Annotated in this window: 15 protein-coding genes and 3 pseudogenes; 7 read left to right on the top strand and 11 right to left on the bottom strand. The window is 71.8% G+C overall.

The window, feature by feature from the left end:
• Positions 1-125: 125 nt before the first annotated feature.
• A complete protein-coding gene (locus ABZ079_RS16825; protein WP_356940188.1) occupies positions 126-1,703 on the bottom strand; it encodes a M1 family metallopeptidase in 1,578 nt (525 codons plus the stop codon).
• A gap of 161 nt (positions 1,704-1,864) precedes the next feature.
• On the opposite strand from ABZ079_RS16825, the gene ABZ079_RS16820 reads away from it, so the two are divergent.
• Positions 1,865-3,475 carry a peptide-N4-asparagine amidase gene (locus tag ABZ079_RS16820; RefSeq protein WP_356940187.1) on the top strand — a complete coding sequence of 537 codons (1,611 nt, stop codon included), beginning with the start codon at positions 1,865-1,867 and terminating at the stop codon, positions 3,473-3,475.
• A gap of 146 nt (positions 3,476-3,621) precedes the next feature.
• Here the strand turns inward: ABZ079_RS16820 and ABZ079_RS16815 are convergent, their stop codons facing one another.
• Entirely contained in the window at positions 3,622-4,071 is a 450-nt protein-coding gene (locus ABZ079_RS16815; RefSeq protein ID WP_356940186.1) for a MarR family transcriptional regulator, read from the bottom strand.
• A gap of 115 nt (positions 4,072-4,186) precedes the next feature.
• On the opposite strand from ABZ079_RS16815, the gene ABZ079_RS16810 reads away from it, so the two are divergent.
• Positions 4,187-5,998: an ABC transporter ATP-binding protein gene (locus ABZ079_RS16810; RefSeq protein WP_356940185.1), complete on the top strand. Its 1,812-nt coding sequence runs from the start codon at positions 4,187-4,189 to the stop codon at positions 5,996-5,998.
• A 63-nt stretch (positions 5,999-6,061) separates the two neighbouring features.
• A complete protein-coding gene (mltG, locus tag ABZ079_RS16805) occupies positions 6,062-6,982 on the top strand; it encodes an endolytic transglycosylase MltG (RefSeq protein ID WP_356940184.1) in 921 nt (306 codons plus the stop codon).
• Positions 6,983-6,994: 12 nt separating this feature from the next.
• Here mltG and ABZ079_RS16800 read toward each other — a convergent pair whose 3' ends face one another.
• The 3 genes and pseudogenes from ABZ079_RS16800 to ABZ079_RS16790 form a co-directional block, all read right to left on the bottom strand.
• Positions 6,995-8,074: an NAD(P)-binding domain-containing protein gene (locus tag ABZ079_RS16800; RefSeq protein ID WP_356940183.1), complete on the bottom strand. Its 1,080-nt coding sequence runs from the start codon at positions 8,072-8,074 to the stop codon at positions 6,995-6,997.
• Positions 8,071-8,256, bottom strand: a pseudogene (locus ABZ079_RS16795) (hypothetical protein); the annotation flags it as partial. The gene ABZ079_RS16800 and the pseudogene ABZ079_RS16795, both read right to left, overlap by 4 nt.
• Positions 8,254-8,419 (bottom strand): annotated as a pseudogene (locus tag ABZ079_RS16790) (alkanesulfonate monooxygenase); the annotation flags it as partial. The pseudogenes ABZ079_RS16795 and ABZ079_RS16790, both read right to left, overlap by 3 nt.
• A gap of 215 nt (positions 8,420-8,634) precedes the next feature.
• Between ABZ079_RS16790 and ABZ079_RS16785 the strand changes: the two are divergent.
• Entirely contained in the window at positions 8,635-9,057 is a 423-nt protein-coding gene (locus ABZ079_RS16785; protein ID WP_356940182.1) for a secondary thiamine-phosphate synthase enzyme YjbQ, read from the top strand.
• 235 nt (positions 9,058-9,292) lie between these two features.
• The gene (locus tag ABZ079_RS16780; RefSeq protein WP_356940181.1) at positions 9,293-9,799 is read left to right on the top strand and encodes a DUF6624 domain-containing protein; all 507 of its coding nucleotides are present in this window, start codon (positions 9,293-9,295) and stop codon (positions 9,797-9,799) included.
• Positions 9,800-10,079: 280 nt separating this feature from the next.
• On the opposite strand, the gene ABZ079_RS16775 is transcribed toward ABZ079_RS16780, so the two are convergent.
• Both ABZ079_RS16775 and ABZ079_RS16770 read right to left on the bottom strand, forming a co-directional pair.
• A complete protein-coding gene (locus tag ABZ079_RS16775; RefSeq protein WP_356940180.1) occupies positions 10,080-10,940 on the bottom strand; it encodes a LuxR C-terminal-related transcriptional regulator in 861 nt (286 codons plus the stop codon).
• Between the two features lie 291 nt (positions 10,941-11,231).
• A complete protein-coding gene (locus ABZ079_RS16770) occupies positions 11,232-11,627 on the bottom strand; it encodes a DUF5997 family protein (RefSeq protein WP_356940179.1) in 396 nt (131 codons plus the stop codon).
• A 58-nt stretch (positions 11,628-11,685) separates the two neighbouring features.
• Here ABZ079_RS16770 and ABZ079_RS16765 point away from each other — a divergent pair, with 58 nt between their 5' ends.
• Positions 11,686-12,492 carry a LysR family transcriptional regulator substrate-binding protein gene (locus tag ABZ079_RS16765; RefSeq protein WP_356940178.1) on the top strand — a complete coding sequence of 269 codons (807 nt, stop codon included), beginning with the start codon at positions 11,686-11,688 and terminating at the stop codon, positions 12,490-12,492.
• Positions 12,493-12,622: 130 nt separating this feature from the next.
• Here the strand turns inward: ABZ079_RS16765 and ABZ079_RS16760 are convergent, their stop codons facing one another.
• The 4 genes and pseudogenes from ABZ079_RS16760 to ABZ079_RS16745 form a co-directional block, all read right to left on the bottom strand.
• Positions 12,623-14,125 (bottom strand): MFS transporter, encoded by a 1,503-nt coding sequence (locus ABZ079_RS16760; RefSeq protein WP_356940177.1) that lies wholly within the window; start codon positions 14,123-14,125, stop codon positions 12,623-12,625.
• A 186-nt stretch (positions 14,126-14,311) separates the two neighbouring features.
• Positions 14,312-14,574, bottom strand: a pseudogene (locus ABZ079_RS16755) (hypothetical protein); the annotation flags it as partial.
• Between the two features lie 86 nt (positions 14,575-14,660).
• Positions 14,661-15,356, bottom strand: coding sequence for an HAD family phosphatase (locus tag ABZ079_RS16750; protein ID WP_356940176.1), 696 nt, complete (start codon positions 15,354-15,356; stop codon positions 14,661-14,663).
• 20 nt (positions 15,357-15,376) lie between these two features.
• Positions 15,377-15,853: an Lrp/AsnC family transcriptional regulator gene (locus ABZ079_RS16745; protein WP_356940175.1), complete on the bottom strand. Its 477-nt coding sequence runs from the start codon at positions 15,851-15,853 to the stop codon at positions 15,377-15,379.
• Positions 15,854-16,091: 238 nt separating this feature from the next.
• Between ABZ079_RS16745 and ABZ079_RS16740 the strand changes: the two genes are divergently transcribed.
• Positions 16,092-17,582 (top strand): FUSC family protein, encoded by a 1,491-nt coding sequence (locus ABZ079_RS16740; protein WP_356940174.1) that lies wholly within the window; start codon positions 16,092-16,094, stop codon positions 17,580-17,582.
• Positions 17,583-17,650 lie beyond the last annotated feature (68 nt).

The following is a 17,650-nucleotide window of genomic DNA, read 5'->3' as shown; positions in this document are numbered from 1 at the left end:
GACAAAGGGAGTTGTCCTGAACGCCACCCCTGGTACGTTTCCGTGCTTGGCCCGCCACGTCGCGCCAAGCGTCACCGGGGTGGCCGAGCGGCCGGGCAGAGGCCACTCGGTCGGCGGCGTGCGGCTCAGTCCTCGACCGGGTCCACCTGCCAGTCGGGGTGGCCCGGCATGGGCGGGGTGTGCGGACCGTACAGCCACGGGTTCAGGAAGGTGTTCAGATCCTCGCCCGCGACCTGGGACGCGAGTGCGATGAACTCCCGGGTCCCGGCCGCCCGGCCCCGGTACTTCGTCACCCAGGACCGCTCGATCCTGTCGAAGGTCTCCGCGCCGACCTTCTCCCGCAGGGCGAACAGCACCAGCGCCGAGCCGTCGTAGCGCATCACCTTGAACAGCGTCGGCTCCGTGGGCGCGGCAGGTGCCCCCTCGTCGCGCCGCCACTGGTCGTGCTGCTCGTACGCCGCCCGCATCGCGTCCTCCAAGCCGGCACCGCCGTGCTCGCCGGAGTACAGACGTTCGTAGAACCGGGCATGGCCCTCGCTCAGCCACAGGTCGGACCAGCGCCGGATGGCGACGCTGTCACCCATCCAGTGGTGGGTCAGCTCGTGAACGAGATTGCGTTCGGCGTCGACCCGCTCGCCCAGCAGATCGTCCTTCGGCACGACGGACAGCGACTGCGTCTCGAGCGCCACGGGCAGGTCGGTGTCCCCGACCAGCACGCCGTAGCGGCGGAACGGGTACGGGCCGAGCCGGCGTTCCAGCCAGGCAAGGTGTTCCGTGGTGAGCGAGCGGTAGGTCTCGGTGTCGCCGACCAGGCCGTCCGGGACCACGTCCCGCAGGGGCAGCCCGCGCGGGCCCGTGCTGTGGACGAACGTGAACTTCCCGATCGCCATCTGGACGAGCTGCGGGGCGATCGGCTGTTCGGAGTCGTATGTCCACCTGACGCGCCCGTCGGGGCGCCGGACGCTCTCGACGAGCCGGCCGTTGGCCACCGCGTCGAGCCCCGGCGGGGTGCTGATGCGGAAGGTGACGGGCGCCCGGAGGCTCGGGTGGTCGTTCGCCGGGAAGATCATCTTCGCGCCGTCGGGCTGTGCGCAGACCACGGTGCCGTCGGACGTGGGGACCCAGCCGTAGTCCTGGATGGCGTCGTCGCGGTGCCGGCGCTGCGTCGGGTCGGCGGTGTAGGCCACCCGGACGGTGAACGTACTCCCACGAGGGATCGGCTTCGCGGGGGTGACGACGAGTTCGTCGCCGTCGCGTACGGCGGCGGCCGGCGCGCCGTCGACCGTGACCTTGCGCAGGGTGTTGCCCGCGAAGTCGAGGTCGAAGCGGGACAGGGACTGTGTGGCGGTGGCGCGGATGGCGGCGCCGGCGGCGAAGGGTGTCCGGGGTGCCCGCCAGTCGAAGTCGAGGGTGTAGCGGCGGACCGTGTAGCCGCCGTTGCCGGCGAGTGGCATCAGCGGGTCGCCGATGCCCGGTGCACCAGGGGCGGGGGCCGGCCCCGACGAGGCGGCCGGACCGGGGGCGGGCGAGCCGTCGGTTCCCTGCGGGAGCATGCCGGCGAGAACGGCGGCACCCGTGAACGCGCCGGTACCGGCGAGGGCGAGGACGAGGGCCGCGCGACGGCTGCGGAGGACAGGACGGGGGCGCCCCTGCCGGGGCTCCTGGTGCGCGGATCCCGGGAGTGACCCCTTGGTGATCTCCATGACCGCACTATGTCAGCAAGATGTGCTTATAGTACTGAATGTCCCCCCGGTGCGCGCCCGTGAGGGGTCATGTGACCGGCCGGCCCCGCGGCGGTGGTCGCGGTGGCCTTCGTCCGGTCTGCCCGTTGCGGTCGGCGGTCAACTCCCCGTAGAACACGGCCATGAGAAGACGGATAGTCATGTCCATGCTCGCCGGAGCGACCCTCCTGGTGAGCACGTTCTTCGGCACCGGAACCGCCGCCGCCCAAGGGGTGGACGTACCCGCGGAGTTCGGCACCGACTGGCACGACCCGATGACCGCGTCACCGCCGCTCGACCGGCCGCACACCAGGTCGTGCCAGGTCATGCTCGCCGACGCCCAGTTCCGTGACTTCACCCCCTACCGGGGCGCGTACACCCCGCCCAAGGGCTGCGGCGACAGCTGGAGCGAGATCGTCCTGCGCCTCGACGGCAAGGTGAGGGGCCGTCAGTACGACCGGCTCGGCCATCTGAGCGTCGGCGGGGTCGAGATCCTGCGCACCTCCACACCGGAGCCCTCGCCGGACGGCATCGAGTGGCATGTCGAGAAGGACGTCACCCGCTACAGCGACACCTTCCGCGGCGCGCAGGACGTCGAGATGCTCATCGGCAACGTCGTGGACGACACATACACCGGGGTCATCGATGTGCACGTCACCCTGACCTTCTACGCGGGCCGCCCCCGGACCCCCGCGCCCGACCGCGTCCTCACCCTCGCCGGCACGTCCGACGGCACGACCCTCACCACCCCGCGCAACAGCGAGCGGATCGTCGCCGAGGTCTACGCGACCGGATCGGGGGGCGGCTGCGAGGAGTTCTGGTACCTGACCGTGGCCGACCCGGCGTCCTACTCCTGCAAGGCCGACCACGGGCCCTACCGCGAGGTGCAGATCAAGGTCGACGGCCGACTCGCCGGCATCGCCGCGCCGTTCCCGAACGTATGGACCGGCGGCTGGTCCAACCCCTTCCTCTGGTACGTCCTCCCGGCCCCCCGCGCCTTCGACGTCCGGCCCGTCGAATACGACCTGACGCCGTTCGCCGGCCTGCTCAACGACGGCCGTCCGCACCGCGTCGAGGTCTCCGTCGTCGGCGTGCCCGCGGGACGGTCCGGCTGGAGCACCCCGGTGAACGTACTGGTCTGGCGGGATGCGCACCGCGCGCACATCACCGGCGCGCTCACCGGCTACAGGGCGACGGACCTCACCAACTCATCCGTCCACACGCCCGGCTCGGAGAACCGTGTGGACACCGACGCCGGGCACCGGCTCACCGTCTCCGGGTACCTCGACACCTCGCACGGCCGGGTGACCACCACCGTCAGCCGGACGCTCGCCCACACCTCCGTCCACCGCTGGACCGACGACGAGAGCACGGACGGACTCGACGCGACCTGGACCGACGACGAGACCGTCACCGTCGGCGGACACGGCCCCACGCGGACGACGCACACGCACCGGACGTACACGATGAACGGCGCCACGAACGTCGGCTCGGACAACCGGCTGCGCACCGCGCTGACTCTCGGCGACCGCGCCTCGGTCGTGGAGCGGCGGGACGGCCGGCGCGCGGTGTGGTCCCGGCTCGACGACACCTACACGGGCGATGCCACGTACACGGTCAACGTCCCGCGCGACCAGCGGCACGCGGTGGGCACGTCGGCCGAGCGGTATCGGCTGTACGGCTCCGACGGCTGCTACGACCGCTCGCTGACCACGGTTCAGGGAGTGCTGACAGAGGACCGCAGCCGTTGCTGACCCCGGCGATGCGGCCACCCGTGTGGGGCGCGCCCCTCGCACGATGAGGTACGCGGCAGCGGCACGCGGGTCTCGGAGAGACGACGACGCCTCCAGGGGCGCCCGCGCCTCCCGCTCTGGCCGTCCGGAGCGGGAGGCGCGGCCGTTCAGCACTGCTTGGCCGCGTCTCCGTCGATGAGCGTGTCCAGCAGCACGCCGAGCACCTGGCGCTCCTTCCCCGTCAGCGGAGCGAGTATCTCCTCGGCCGCCGAGCGGCGGGCGCCGCGCAGCTCGCGCAGGGTCGAGCGGCCCTCGTCCGTCAGCTCGATCCGGGTCACGCGCCGGTTCACCGGATCAGGCGCCCGCCGCACCTTGCCGCTCGCCTCCAGCCCGTCGACCAGAGTCGTCACCGCGCGGGGCACCACCTCCAGGCGCTCCGCGAGGTCGGCCATGCGCGGGGGCGAGCCGTAGTGTGCGAGGGTGCGCAGCAGCCGGGACTGGGCCGGGGTGACGCCCAGGCCACGCTGTTCCAGATGGCGCTTCTGGATGCGGTGCACCCGGCGGGTCAGCCGCAGCAGCTGCTCGGCGAGCAGGCCGTCGGGATCGGGGGTGGTCATGCGGGAACAATATCAGGACGCCGTTCATTGTGAGTATAGGTAACAATGAGCTACGATCCGTTCCGTCCTCGCGCGGCCCGTCCCCGGCCGGCGCCCTTCCCCTCCGTAGGAGCCCATGCATCCCGACCGTGAACCCTCCTGGACCCCGCCTGCCGACGCCGGAGAACAGCCCCGGCAGGTGCGCCGCATCCTGAAGCTCTTCCACCCCTACCGCGGCCGGCTCGCGATCGTCGGCCTGCTGGTCGGCGCCTCCTCGCTGGTCTCGGTGGCCACACCGTTCCTGCTGAAGGAGACCCTGGACGTCGCCATCCCCCAGGGCCGCACCGGCCTGCTGAGCCTGCTCGCGCTCGGCATGATCCTCAGCGCCGTCCTCTCCAGTGTCTTCGGCGTCCTCCAGACGCTGATCTCGACCACCGTCGGCCAGCGCGTCATGCACGACCTGCGCACCGCCGTCTACGGCCGGCTGCAGCGCATGTCGCTCGCCTTCTTCACCCGCACCCGCACCGGCGAGGTGCAGTCCCGCATCGCCAACGACATCGGCGGCATGCAGGCCACCGTCACCTCCACGGCCACCTCCCTCGTCTCCAACGCCACCAGCGTGATCGCCACGATCATCGCCATGGTCGCCCTCGACTGGCGGCTCACGATCGTCTCGCTGCTCCTGCTGCCGGTGTTCGTGTGGATCAGCCGCCGCGTGGGCAACGAACGCAAGAAGATCACCACCCAGCGGCAGAAGCAGATGGCCACGATGGCCGCCACGGTCACCGAGTCGCTCTCCGTCAGCGGCATCCTGCTCGGCCGCACGATGGGCCGCTCCGACTCGCTCACCGCGTCCTTCGCCGAGGAGTCCGAGCGCCTGGTCGACCTGGAAGTGAAGTCGAACATGGCCGGGCGCTGGCGCATGGCCGTGATCACGATCGTCATGGCCGCGATGCCCGCCGTCATCTACTGGACCGCCGGCCTGGCCCTCCGGTTCGGCGGACCCGAGGTCTCCCTCGGCACCATCGTCGCCTTCGTCTCGCTCCAGCAGGGCCTCTTCCGCCCGGCCGTCAGCCTGCTCGCGACCGGCGTCCAGATCCAGACCTCGCTCGCGCTCTTCCAGCGCATCTTCGAGTACCTGGACCTGCCCGTCGACATCACCGAGCGCGACCGGCCCGTCCGTCTCGACCGGATCAAGGGCGAAGTCCGCTTCGAGGACGTCCAGTTCCGCTACGACGCCGACAACGACGCGGTCGGCCCGGTCCTCGACGGCATCGACGTCACCGTGCCCGCGGGGGGCAGTCTCGCCGTCGTCGGCCCTACCGGCGCCGGCAAGTCCACACTCGGCTATCTGGTGCCCCGCCTCTACGACGTCACCGGCGGCCGCGTCACCCTGGACGGCATCGACGTCCGCGATCTCGACTTCGACACCCTGGCCCGCGCGGTCGGCGTCGTCTCGCAGGAGACGTACCTCTTCCACGCCTCGGTCGCCGACAACCTGCGCTTCGCCAAGCCGGACGCCACCGACGAGGAGCTGCACGCGGCGGCCAAGGCGGCGCAGATCCACGACCACATAGCGGCACTGCCCGACGGCTACGACACGATCGTCGGCGAACGCGGCCACCGCTTCTCCGGAGGCGAGAAGCAACGCCTCGCCATAGCCCGTACCATCCTGCGCGACCCGCCGGTCCTCATCCTCGACGAGGCGACCAGCGCGCTCGACACCCGCACGGAAGCCGCCGTCCAGGAAGCCATCGACGCCCTGTCGGCCGACCGTACGACGGTCACCATCGCCCACCGCCTGTCCACGGTCCGCGATGCCGACCAGATCATGGTGCTGGACTCGGGGCGGGTCGCCGAACGCGGCACACACGAGGAACTGCTGGAGCTGGACGGGCGCTACGCGGCCCTGGTGCGCCGGGACGCCCAACTGGAACCGACAAGCTGACGCAGCGATCGACAAACTGAACATATGCCGGGTTTATGACGATATGCGTACTACCGTGCCCGCATGCAGATGAAGATTCCGCCACGGAGCACGATCCGACTGACGCGCCGAGGCCGCTTCGCCCTCGTCGTGGCCGGCGCCGTCGTGGCCGGCGCCGCCGTGGCGGTGCCGATGCTGACGCTGGAGAGAGGTCACGAGGAGGCGAAGCCGTCCACCCTGGTCATCCCGGAGGGCTGGCGCGCGAGCCAGGTGTACGACGCGATCGACAAGGCCCTGAGACTGCCCCCGGGCAGCACCCGCAGATCCATCGGCAGAGCCGGTCTGAAACTGCCGGGCGACGCCGAGGGCAACCCCGAGGGCTATCTCTTCCCGGCGACGTATCCGGTGGAGAAGGGGGCGACGCCCGAGTCCCTGCTGCGTGTCATGGTCGACACCGCCGACAAGAAGTTCAACGCGGCGCCGATCGCGGCCGGAGCACAGCGGAACGCGATGAACATCTACCAGGCCGTCACCATCGCCAGCATCATCCAGGCCGAGGCCGCGACGAAGGCGGACATGGGCAAGGTCGCCCGGGTCGTCTTCAACCGGCTGGAGCGCGGGATGCCGCTGCAGATGGACTCGACCATCAACTACGCACTGAACCGCAGCACCGTCCGCACCAGCCAGGACGACACCCGCATCGAGAACCCGTACAACTCCTACCAGCGCATGGGCCTGCCGCCGACACCGATCGACAACCCCGGCGAGGAGGCGATGCACGCCGCGCTCAACCCGCCGCCGGGCAACTGGCTGTACTTCGTCACGGTCAAGCCCGGGGACACCCGTTTCACCGACGACTACGCGACGCATATGCGCAATGTGGCGGAATTCAACGCGCTGCACCAGGGCACGGGACAGGCGCAGACCCCGAGCCAGAGCCCGCCGCACTCCCCGAGCCAGAGCCCGCCGCAGTCCCCGGCCTCCTCGGCGCCTGCGGTCCGCTGAGCCGCCGGGGCGTCACGCGGCGACCGGCTGTCCCTCGGCCAGCAAGCGCCTGATGTCCCGGACGGCCGCACGACCGGCCCGGTTCGCGCCGATGGTGCTGGCCGAGGGTCCGTAACCCACGAGGTGGACGCGCGGATCGGCCACCGCGCGGGTGCCCTCGACCCGGATGCCGCCGCCCGGCTCACGCAGCCGCAGCGGACTGAGATGGTCGAGCGCGGCCCGGAAGCCGGTCGCCCACAGGATGACATCGGCAGCCACGTGCCGGCCGTCGTTCCACGCCACTCCGTCCGGAGTGATCCGGTCGAACATCGGCTGCCGGTCCAGGACGCCGTCCGCCAGCCCCTTCCGGATGGCGTCGTTGAGGGGCAGCCCGGTGACCGAGACCACACTGCGCGGCGGCAGACCCTGCCGCACCCGCTCCTCCACCAGCGCGACCGCGGCCCGGCCCGCCTCCTGGTCGAACGGCCCTTCGCGGAACACCGGAGGCCGCCGGGTCACCCAGGTGGTCGCGGCCGCGTACGGGGCCAACTCCAGCAGATGCTGGGTGCCCGAGGCGCCGCCGCCGACGACCACGACCCGCAGCCCGGCGAAATCCTCGGGGCCGGCGTACTGCGCGGTGTGCAACTGCCGCCCGCGGAAGGTCTCCTGGCCCGGATAGCGCGGCCAGAACGGCCGGTCCCAGGTACCCGTCGCGTTGATCAGCGCCCGCGTCGACCAGACGCCGTCCGAGGCCTCCACCAGCAGCCGCCCGCGTTCACCCCCGCCCACCGCCCGCACATCCACGGGCCGCCGTACCCGCAGATCGAAGGTGCGTTCGTACCGGTCGAAGTACTCCCGGACGACCTCGGCCGAGGGCCGCGCCGGGTCGGCGTCCGTCAGCTCCATGCCGGGCAGCGAGTGCATCCCGTGCACCTTGCCGTACGTCAGCGACGGCCAGCGGAACTGCCAGGCGCCCCCCGGCCCGGGGGAGTGGTCCAGCACCACGAAGTCACGGTCCGGCTCGAAGCCGGCGCGCCGCAGGTGATAGGCGCCGGCCAGTCCGGCCTGACCAGCGCCTATGACGACTACCTCGACCTCGCGTGTTCCGTTCACGCCTCTCCCAACAGGGAGCCGCGCGTGGATCTTCCCGGCTGCTCAGCGCCCGCCCGCCACGAGCAGCGGCGCTCACCGGAGGCGACCGTATGCTCCAGCAGCCCGCGCGCGGCCAGCCCGGGGATCGCGCCCTCCCCGAACCAGTACGCCTCCTGCAGGTGCGGATAGCCGGAGCACACGAAGCCAGCCTGCTCGGCCGCCTTGGCGATCTGCGCCAGGTATTCGATGTCCGGAGCACGGACTCCGTCGGCCCTGCGCCCGTCGTTCGGGCCGTAGGCGTGCCGGTCCACCAGGGGTGCGGCCGTCTCCGCCCGTCGGCAGGAACCAGTGCAGTCGTACGCTCATGCCGGAGTCTCCTTCCTCCGGCACGGCCGTCGAAGGCGCGGGTCAGCCACTTGACGTGAACGGCCTGGGTCACCGTGGGCCTCACCGGCCGGTGAACGTCGGTCGCCACTGCAGCAGCAGGCGGGTCAACGGGCGTCTCGTCTTGTGGACCCCTGGTATCAGTGAGCGATCGTGCCAGGGGGTGTGAAACCCCGCGTATGGGTCAGGATGGGGGCATGTCAGATGCCTTCACCACCCGAACGCTGAACGTCTCCACCGGCTCCCGGGAACGCGTCGTCGACCTCACCGGGGAATGCGAGGAATTCCTGCGGGACGCGGCAGGCGGCCGCGACGGCCTCCTCAACATCTTCGTCCCGCACGCCACCGCCGGGATCGCCGTCATCGAGACGGGCGCCGGCAGCGACGACGACCTCCTCGCCGCCCTGCACACCCTCCTCCCCGCCGACGACCGCTGGCAGCACCGGCACGGCAGCCCCGGCCACGGCCGCGACCACGTCCTGCCGGCCTTCGTCCCCCCGCACGCGACCCTTCCGGTGATCGCCGGCCACCTGGAGCTGGGAACCTGGCAGTCCGTGTGCCTGGTGGACACCAACAAGGACAACCCCGACCGCCGGGTGCGGCTGAGCTTCCTGGGCTGACTGGACAGCCGTTCGTGCGGCCGCGCGCGTCCGGGCCCGTTCGACAAGTGTGCCTATGTCTTCCAGGGCACCGTGACTGTCGTAGCGATCCGGCTCTGGCTTCGGGGGTAGATCCATTATCCCCGTGCGGGGAGGTGCCTGTCACCGTTCTCCGGAATGATCTTTACGTCTGATTTACACCTTTAAGCTTGCGGGCAACGGAGCACAACACACTGATCCGACCCAGGAGTTGAGAGTGGCGTACGACGTTGCCGCGCTGGCCGTGGAGCTCACGGACATGGCTGCGGCCGATCACCGGTCCGCAGTCCGCGCGAACAGCGATGACCCTGCCGAGCAGCTGGCCTGGCGGCGGCTGACCGCCCGGCACGGTGACCGGCTGGGCGAGATCATGGACGAATACGGCTGGCCGACGGCAGAACTGGTCGGTGAGGAGGCCGCACGCGCAGCATGGCTGATCGCCCAGCACGCCGACCGGCAGCTCGATGTCCAGCGGCGCGCCCTCCATCTGATGCGGCAGGCGGTGTCGGCAGGCTCGGCCAGCCCGCGCGAGCTGGCCTTCCTGTGCGACCGCACGCTGGTCAATGAGGGCCGCAAGCAGGTCTACGGCACGCAAATCGCCGGCGTGAAGGACGGGGCACCGATTCCGTGGCCCTGTGAAGAGCCCGAGCGCATGAACGAACTCCGTGCAGAAGTCGGCATCGAACCCTTCGACGAGTACGTTGCCAAGTTCTCCCTGGCCTGACGCGCTGTTCCAGTCGCGCCCCGCGGATCACTGCCCGGGGCGCACCTGCCGCGAGCATGGGTCAAGTCGTGGACCGAGTTGATGTCCTTCCTGCAACGACACCTGATCCGCCATCCGAGTGGGCGATCGACAACGGAGGAAGCTCCGCGCCCTGGAGGGCTCGTAGGCGCCAAGCGCGTCCACGGCCTCCTCGGCACGGCCACGGCGGCCGCGTCGGTCATCTGGCTCCGGACGGCTCGCGGACTGTCGCCCCCTCAGGGACAGATCGGCTGACAGCCCTTCAGGTCCGCTCGCTCCCGGAGGACCGCTCCACGGTGACCGAGGACGAGGGGCGAGCCCAGGGCCCGGTCCCGGGTGGGCCGGGCGACGGGATCAGGCCGAGTCGCTGGGCGCGCAGCACGGTGCCGACACGGTCCCGGGTGCCCAGCTTGCGGTAGATGTTCTCGACGTGCTTGTGCACGGTACGGATGGAGATGCCGAGGCGACGGCCGATGGCGTCAGCGGTGAGCGCGTCCGTCAGCAGCAGCAGAACGGTGGTCTCGCGGGGAGTCAACGCGCAGTCGGCCGCCCGCTGGTCCGGCGCGCCGTCCGGGCCGAGCATCCGTCGCCACTGCGCCAGCAACTGCCGCTGCCGTTCGACCGCGGCCAGCAGCGGCTGCGCGCGCTCGGCCATGGCGAGGTGGTCGTCGGTGAAGTCCGTACCGGAGCGGTACACGAGGCACCCGGTGACCGGTGCCGTGCTGTCGGGGAGCGGCACACCCAGTACGTGATCGACGTCCAGGACCTCACCGAGCAGGCGCGCTGTCGGACTGTCCGGCCAGACACGGCCCACTGCGCGGTGCGCGGTGACCGGGGAACGGTCGGTCCCGGCCGCGTAACGCTGGGCGAAGGGATAGCCCGCGCGGAACAGCCGCAGATCCGCGTCGTCGAGCCGGTCCAGTTCGACGGCGGCAGCGTCGGGTGTCGTGCCGATCCGGCCCTGGCTCTCGCTCCAGTCGTCGAGTTTGTGGACGACGGCCTCGCCGCCGCACAGGTCCGCCAGAGCGGCGGCGAACACCGGCCACAGACGCTCGGGTTCCCGCTCGTGCAGCGCGGCCACGGCGACCGCCGTCATGCGCTCGTAGGCCTTGTCCAGCTCCACTTGTCCTCTCCGGTCGCCTTGCGTCCCCAGCCCCCCGTCCGTATACGCAGTTCTACGCATACCCTCCCAGCCACAGGCTGCCGCACACTTCAACCAGGCGACACCGGCCTGCTCGGACGCGCACCGGACAGGCCGCCGGCACGGGGGAACGGCGGTCTGTCCGGTGCCACCTGCCCGGCGCCCGCCCCCGGTGTCCTGCCGATCTGTTCTCCGCCACGTCCTCTCTCAGCACGCCGCCCCCACCGCTGTGGGGGTCGGCGGTGGGGGCGGGGGAGTCAGGGGCGCTCGATGTCAGGGGCGCGGGTCTTCGGCGCGCTCGGCGTTCTTCTTCTTGATCCGTGAGGCTTCCTTGCGGACCTCGGCCTGGGTGGCACGCTCCTTCTCCAGCCACTCGGGCCGCTCCTGCTTGAGCGCCTCGATCTGCTCGGTGGTCAGCGGCTCGGTGACCCCGCCGCGCGCGAGACCGGCGATGGAGACGCCCAGCTTCGCAGCGACCACGGGACGCGGGTGGGGGCCGTTCAGTCGCAGCTCGCGCAGCCACTCCGGCGGATCGGCCTGCAGCTTGTTCAGCTCGGCGCGCGTGACCACACCCTCCTGGAACGAGGCGGGGGTGGCGGGGAGGTACACACCCAGCTTCTTCGCCGCGGTCGCGGGCTTCATGGTCTGGGTGCTCTGCTGCGAACTCATGAGGTCAAGGGTATCGGCCGTGTGCGGGCGGGCCGACCACGGCCGGTAACCTGGCCTGGTGACAGGCTCGGAGGAATCACCGTCGTTCCGGCTCGCGTACGTTCCCGGAGTGACGCCCGCCAAATGGGTGAAGGTCTGGAACGAGCGCCTGCCCGGCATCCCGCTCACCCTCATCCAGGCACCCGCCGCCGAGGCGCCCGAGCTGCTGCGCGCGGGGGACGCCGACGTGGGCCTCGTACGGCTGCCCGTGGACCGCACCTTCTTCAGCGCGATCCCCCTGTACACCGAGACGACGGTGGTGGTCGTCCCCAAGGACCACCTGATCACGGCGGCGGACGAGGTCACCCTCGCCGACCTCGCCGACGAGGTGCTCTTCCACCCCCTCGACGACGTCTTCGACTGGGACGGCCCGCCCGGCGAGCCGGCCTTCGAGCGGCCCGCGACGACACCGGACGCGATCGAGCTGGTGGCGGCGAACGTCGGCCTCCTGGTCGTCCCGCAGTCCCTGGCCCGCCTGTACCACCGCCGGGACATCACCTACCGCCCGGTCATCGACGCCCCGCAGTCGAGCGTCGCCCTGTCCTGGCCGGAGAAGGCCACCACCGACCTGGTGGAGGACTTCATCGGCATCGTCCGCGGCCGCACGGCCAACAGCACGCGCGGCCGCACGCCGGAGAAGGCGACGGCCGAGCAGCAGCGCAAGCGGCCGGAGCAGGGGGGCGCCGGACAGAAGAAGCCGACCTCCGCGAAGCCGGGGGGCGCGAGGTCGGGGGGCGCGAAAGCGGCAGGCCGCACCGCCCGCGGCCGTGCGGGCTCGGGGGGTGGCAAGCCGGCCAAGCGGGGGAAGCCGCGCAGGAGGTCGTGACGGCGGCGGGGGAGCGCAGTGGTGCTCGCGGGGCGCCGAGCCCCTTCCCAAGGGGGCGCCTCTCACCTGGCCTCCGCTGCAAGAACCCCCTCCTGAGAGGCCCGGCCTCTCAGGAGCTGGGCCCGGCCTCTCAGGAGCCGCGCTGGACCCTCTCCCCGGCCCCACCCTCGCCAGAACCTCGCCGGACGGTCTCCGCGACCTTCTCCGGTTCGGGATGTACATGGCGTTCCCGCAGGTCGGCGACCGCCAGTACCAGCGCGAGCAGGATGATTCCCACGGCGGTGAGCAACCCGAGCTGAATCGCCGTGGCGGGGCGCCCGTGGTTGGCCAGGTGCGCGAAGTACACCGCGCCCACGACGGCGATCCCGGCCGCCGAGCCGACGCGCTGGCCCGTCTGCAGGACGCCGCCGGCCGCGCCGGCACGGCGTACGGGGACGCGGGTGAGGGTGAGGGTCGTGTTCGGGGAGACCGTCAGACCGGAGCCGATGCCGCCGACGAGGAGCGGCAGCGCCGACGCCCATCCCACGTCCCGCCCAGGCACCAACTGCACCGCGGCGACCACCCCGAGCAGTCCCAGCGCCACTCCGCACAGACCGATGACGACCAGCTTGCGGCCGAAACGCACCACCAGCCGGCCCCCGGCCGCGGCGCCGACCGCCGAGGCGGCCGCGAAGGGCAGGACGGTGAGACCTGCCGCGAGCGCGCTGTATCCCACGTTGTTCTGCAGGTACAGGGTGTAGACGAAGAAGACCGTGGTGAAGCCCGCGAAGTACGAGAGGCTGATCAGAGCGCCGAGCGTGAAGGAGCGCAGGGAGAAGAGCGCCAGGTCGACCAGCGGAGCGCGCCCGAGCCGGCCCTGCCGTCTCTCCCACGCCCAGAAGGAGCCCAGCAGCAGTGCGGCCAACGGCATCAGCGCCCACTTGTCCCGCCCGTTCCACTGCTGCTCCTGCACCAGGGGCAGCATCAGCGCGAGCACACCCGAGCCGAGAAGCAGCACCCCGAACAGATCGAACTCCTCGCGCTTTCCCGGCGGCGCCGGGAAACGGGGCAGCAGCCGGAGCCCCGCGGCGAAGGCGGCCACCCCGATCGGCAGGTTGACGAAGAACACCCAGCGCCAGCCGTCGTCGGTGCCGACGGCGTCGATCAGCAGGCCGCCCGCCAGTGGGCCCGCCGCCGTCGAGACCCCGATGACGCTGCCGAGCAGGCCGAAGGCCTTGGCCCGCTCGGCGCCCTGGAACATCTGCTGGATCAGCCCCGAGGTCTGCGGTGCGACCATGCCCGCCGCCGTGCCCTGGATCAGCCGGAACAGCACCAGCCACGAGGCGCTGGGTGCGAGACCGCACGCCGTCGAGGCCACCGTGAACAGGGCGAGCCCGAACAGGAAGGCCTGGCGCCGTCCGCGCATGTCGCCCAGCCGGCCCGCGGGGACCAGCGCGAGCCCGAAGGTGAGGGCGTAGCCGGAGACCACCCATGACTGGGCGGCCTCGGACGCCCCGACCCCGCGCTCCATCGAGGGCAGCGCCACGTTCACGATCGAGGTGTCGAGCAGCGAGATGAAGCCCGCGGCCAGACAGACCCCGAGCGCCTTCCACCGCCGGTCGTCGGGGGCGGGCCGGGCCTGGTCTGTGGTCATGGGGTCACGCTAAGCAGCCTCGGCCCGCCACGCACGGGGAACCACCGCGCGCGTCACCCCGGAACGGCGGCTTCCCGCATCACGGCGGACACCCGGAGTAATCCCTTGGGCAGGGGCATCGACCGAGGCGACCGGGCTCGGTCCAGGCCCCGAGGCCGTCGTCCGTGCCCCGTACACATCGGTGAAGAAGGGGGCGATCTCGGTACCTCCAGGGTGTAGTGGAGCGAGGAGCCGGAGACCGGGTCAGGGGACGGCAGGAGGTCGCCGGACAGCGCGGCATTGCCGTACAGGCTCAACTTCAGGTACTCCGTGGAGGAGTTGCGTCCGACCAGGTTGACCGGGCCGTGGAACCACTAGTTGACGGTCACCCGGAAGCCCGCGGTCGCCCACGCGGGCACGCGCGGCCGCAGCGCGACGGCGGCACGACCGCTCCCGCCGATGGTGAGCGTGCCGCACGATCTACCTCGAACAGGCGGGCCGGCGCGAGGGAAAGGCTCGGCGGAGCGTCAACGGGACTGACGGGCAGGGCAGGTGCTCAGCGGGATCCGGCCGCGTCCCGGAGCCACGCGTACGCGCCCTGCGCCGTGAACTCCCCCTGGCCGCCGCGCAGCAGAAGGGTCGCGGTGGCGAACTCGGGCGCGTCCGCCTGTGCGGCCACGTACGGGATCGCGATGCAGCGCATCCCGGCGGCGTGCGCGGCGGCCGCGCCCGGTGCGGCGTCCTCCAGGACCACGCAGTCGCCCGGGCCGGCCCCGAGCCTCCGGGCCGCCTCCAGGAAGACGTCGGGTGCCGGCTTGCCGTGCGGGACCTCGTCGGCCGAGACCGCCGTGCGCAGGAAGGCGTCCAGGCCGGTGCCCGCCAGGATCGCGGCGATGGCCTCCGGGGAGGAGCCCGAGGCGACCGCCATCGGTACTCCCTCGGCGGCCAGCAGCTCTACGAACTTGCGCATCTCCGGGTACGCGCGGGTGCGGGTGCGGGCGAGTGCCAGGTAACGCCGGTTCGTCGCGTCCAGCAGCTCCTGCACCGAGGCGCGCAGGCCATAGCGCTCCCGCCAGATCGCCACCGACTCCAGGGTGCTGATGCCGACGTAGCTCTCGTGCTCCGTCCAGGTGAAGTCCGGGACGCCCTGCTCGGCCAGGGTCTGCCGGCTCGCCTCGTAGTAGTTCGGCTCGCTGTCCACCAGCGTTCCGTCGAGATCGAAGATGACCGAGAGGGCACCGAGATCGCTCATGCGGTCCAGGATGCCAAGCGTCAGGCGCGGGCCGCTCGGCCGACGGACTCCACCAGCGGCAGCAGCCGGTACGGGACGCGTTCGCGCAGCGCCACCTCGGTGCGGGTGCGCACCACGCCCGGAAGGCTGATCAGCTTCTGGATCACGTCCTCCAGATGGGCGTTGTCCCGGCCCACCACACGCGCGAGCAGGTCTCCGCCGCCCGTGATCGAGAAGGCCTCCACGATCTCCGGCACGGCCGCCAGAGCGTCGCCCACATCGTCGAGGTGGCCCTGGGTGACCTCGATGTGCACGAACGCCAGCACCGGATGGCCCAGGGCGGCCGGGGAGAGGGACGGGCCCGTGCCGGTGATCACGCCCTCCCGTTCCATGCGGTCCAGACGGGCCTGGAGCGTGCCGCGGGCGACACCGAGGATGCGCGCGTACTCGCGCACGCTGGTGCGCGGCTGCTCCAGAAGCAGCCGCAGGATACGGGTGTCGAGGTCGTCCACAGCCATGACCTACGACTGTACCAATGGCTCAGCCGCCCACCGCTCGCGTATTCCGGCCGACCTGGTCCGTTGGTATTCCGGCCGACGCGCATGCCCGTGCGTTGCTGCGCCAATGGTTCAGTGATCCAGGCGAGACTTGAGCCAGTGACCTCGGTGATGCTCTCATGGACAGGTCGATGGCGCTGCGGACCCCCGCGGCGCCTTTTGTGTGCCGGTGTGCCGGTGTTCCCAGGGGAGGGCAGCAGTGCTGAAGAGGGTGTTCGTGGCTCCGGACCCGGGGCGGGCGCGGTTGCGCTTCGCATCGCGGGCCGTCCTCGGCATCGGACTGGCCGTCGTGGTCTGTCTCCTGGCCGGACACTCCCTCGCCGGTGCGGTCACCGGCGGCCTCGCCGCGCTGCTCGCGCTGTTCACCGTCGCCGACCCGACCGTGCGCGGGCAGGCGGTCACCACCGCGCTGCTGCCCGCGGTGGGCGTTCCGGTGCTCGCCGCCGCGGCCGAACTGCACGACCAGCCGGTGGCGCGCGACCTCGCCTTCCTGGCCGTCGTCGGCGTCGGCGTGTACGCGCGCCGCTGGGGTCCGCGCGGACACAGCCTCGGCGTGTTCGCCTTCATGACCTTCTTCGTGGCCCAGTTCCTGCACGCCACCGCCGCCCAGCTGCCCGAGCTGTACGCCGCTGTCCTGCTGTCGGTGCTCAGCGCCGCCGTGGTCCGCTTCGGCGTGTGGTGTTACGAGCGCAGGCTGCCCCCGGCCGCCGCCCCCGCCCCGCCCACCGGGACCGGACTGGCCCGGATCACCACCCGGCAGGCGGTCCAGGCGACGGCGGGTGCCGGCTTCGCGCTGATCGTCGGCCAGCTGGTGTCCGGACAGCGCTGGTACTGGGCTGTCGGCGCCACCTGGTGGATCTTCGTCAACACCGCCTCCCGCGGTGAGACGCTGGTGCGCGGCTTCCGGCGGGTCCTCGGCACGGTGATCGGCATCGGCCTGGGGTTCCTCGTCGCCGTGCCCGTGCATGGCGCGCCCGTCCCGACGGCCGTCCTCGTCGCGGTCGCCGTCTTCGGCATCTTCTACACGGCCGCGCTCTCCTACACCTGGATGATGCTCTGGGTGACGCTGCTCGCCGAGATGCTCTACGGCCTTCTCGGCGTCCTCAGCCCCGGCCTGCTCGCCCTGCGCCTCGCCGAGACCGGTGTGGGTGCGCTCGGCGCCGCCCTCGCCGTGCTGTTCGTGCTGCCGGTCACCACGCACGCCACCACCGACGCCTGGATCCAGCGCGCCCTGCGCTGCGTCCACGCCTGCACGGCCGAGGCCGCGGCCCGGCTCGCGGGCTCTGCCACGGCCGACCCGGCGCCGCGCGTCGCCGAGCTGGAGCAGCTGCTCGGCCGGGTCCGGCTCTCGGTGGCGCCGCTGGTGCACCCGCTGAACCCGATGCCGGCCCGCAAGCGGCGCGCCCGCCGGGTCCTCGCGCTCCTCGACGACTGCGCCCGCGAGATCCGTGGCCTGGTGGCGGTCGCCGCCGACCCCGAGGCCTCCCACGACGCCCGCCTGGCCGCCGCCTGCTGGCGCGTGGAGGCTGCCGTCGAGGCCCTGACCGCGGGCGGCGCCCAGCCCCTCCAGCGTCCCGCCGACCCGCCCGCCGAGCCCGCCCTGGCTCATCTGCACGGCCTGGAACGTGCCCTCGCCGACCTTGCCGAGCCGCTGCGTTCTCCTTCGGGCTCGCGGCCGGTCGGGGCCTGAGGGGGAAGTCCGTGCCGCGGTTCGCGGATGGGTGGGGCCTGAGGGGGAGAGGGCCGCGGGAACCGCAC

Origin of the sequence: Streptomyces sp. NPDC006314, from assembly GCF_040613075.1 — a bacterium.
Lineage (GTDB): Bacteria > Actinomycetota > Actinomycetes > Streptomycetales > Streptomycetaceae > Streptomyces.
The sequence above is the reverse complement of the archived record's forward strand: the minus strand, read 5'-3'. Positions and strand labels throughout refer to the sequence as shown.